This is a genomic window from Campylobacter sp. BCW_6465, from assembly GCF_001762815.1.
GTDB classification, from domain to species: Bacteria; Campylobacterota; Campylobacteria; order Campylobacterales; family Campylobacteraceae; genus Campylobacter_D; species Campylobacter_D jejuni.
Genome location: NZ_MJXN01000058.1, coordinates 1 through 1,331, shown reverse-complemented (window position 1 = coordinate 1,331; position 1,331 = coordinate 1). Strand labels below are relative to the sequence as shown.

The 1,331-nt window shown below is 25.4% G+C and carries 2 protein-coding genes and 1 pseudogene; all 3 read right to left on the bottom strand.

All coding sequences use genetic code 11. The features are described from left to right. Nucleotides 1-351 precede the first annotated feature (351 nt). Nucleotides 352-711, bottom strand: coding sequence for a hypothetical protein (locus tag AJ886_RS03785; protein ID WP_070282247.1), 360 nt, complete (start codon nucleotides 709-711; stop codon nucleotides 352-354). Further along, nucleotides 705-914, bottom strand: coding sequence for a glycoside hydrolase family protein (locus tag AJ886_RS11000; RefSeq protein ID WP_410002315.1), 210 nt, complete (start codon nucleotides 912-914; stop codon nucleotides 705-707). The genes AJ886_RS03785 and AJ886_RS11000 overlap by 7 nt, the downstream gene beginning before the upstream one ends. Before the next feature lie 139 nt (nucleotides 915-1,053). Further along, nucleotides 1,054-1,331: pseudogene (locus AJ886_RS03780) on the bottom strand (hypothetical protein); the annotation flags it as partial.

Sequence of the window (1,331 nt, the reverse complement as noted above, 5' to 3'; positions counted from 1 at the left end):
ATAAAATCAATCTGTTTAACTTCTTTATTGTTGATTGTTAAATTTTTAATAGTTTGAATTAACTCTGTTTTAGAACTTATAAACATAAAAGATTCCTTATATAAAGCATTATTATATCATTTTTTATTTGCTAATATTTTTTGTCTCTATTAATCTCTCCTATCCATCTAAGCACATTACCCTTATCATCAATCTCTACTTCTAAATCTTTGTATTTGTTGTAAAATTTAGGAGCTAAGATTTCATTAATTAGGATTTTTATAACTTTAAAAACTTCTTGTAATTCTTATTGCATCTTTTTAACTTTTTACATATTCTAGTATTTGTTGTTGCTTGTTGCCTTTGTTGCGTCTATTTTTCACATAATTTCAGACCATATTCTTGTATATTCCGCTTGTTTTTAGAAATATATAAAAAATTATTAAAAATATTATATTCATAAATACCATTTTTAAAAACATATCCTTTAAAATTCATATTTACATCACTAATAGACTTACCGTTTAGGACAATATATTTTCCATTATTTTTATTGACACCCACATATACAACTTTATCACAAGTTATATTACCCTCTGGACATAGATTTAAAATTTTTATCCAAAACTTTTCATTTTCATAGGTACATTGCTCTAGTGGAGTAAAATCCTCTTGCGCTAACAAATAAGTACTAAAAAATAAAAACAATAATATATTTTTAAAAATTACCATTTTTCATAACCTCCTTGAGTGTAAGGCTTATATTCAGCATTTCTCCTATTAATTAGCCCCCGCATTACTTTATTTTGACTTTTGTTCCACGCCATCCAAGCTTCCTTTAATGTTTTGCAACCCGTTTTCTCTGCATTGATGATTTTAACAACAAAAGAATTTTTAAAATTATCAATCCCTATATTAAAACATAATATAACCAAGGCATCAAATTCGTTCTGTGCTAAGGAAGAGTTTATTGAATTTTTACAGCATTTTCAAAGGGTAACAAATCGCTTTTAAACAATTTATCCGCTTCTTGTAAAATAATACCATTTTTATACAAATCCCATTCATTTTGCCCTATAAGATGTCCATATCCGATAGTTGCACCTTGTTAAATACTTCGTTTAAAATTAAATTAACATCATTTTCCTTAGTATTAAAGCTTTGATTATTTAGATTATCTTGTAAGGAAATTTCTTTATTTAAATAGTCTTGGATATCTTTTATTTTTTCATTTCTTTTTTCTTTTAAAGTATTGATAGATTTATAAAGCTTTTTTCTAGTATCAAGATAGGTATCATTGAGCTTTTCTTTATCTAGGATGAAGATTTTTGTGAAAGTAGAATTATAGCCTA

Bases quoted from the DNA above. Each gene is read 5' to 3' on its own strand.
- AJ886_RS03785 (WP_070282247.1), bottom strand. From the start codon at position 711: ATGGTAATTTTTAAAAATATATTATTGTTTTTATTTTTTAGTACTTAT.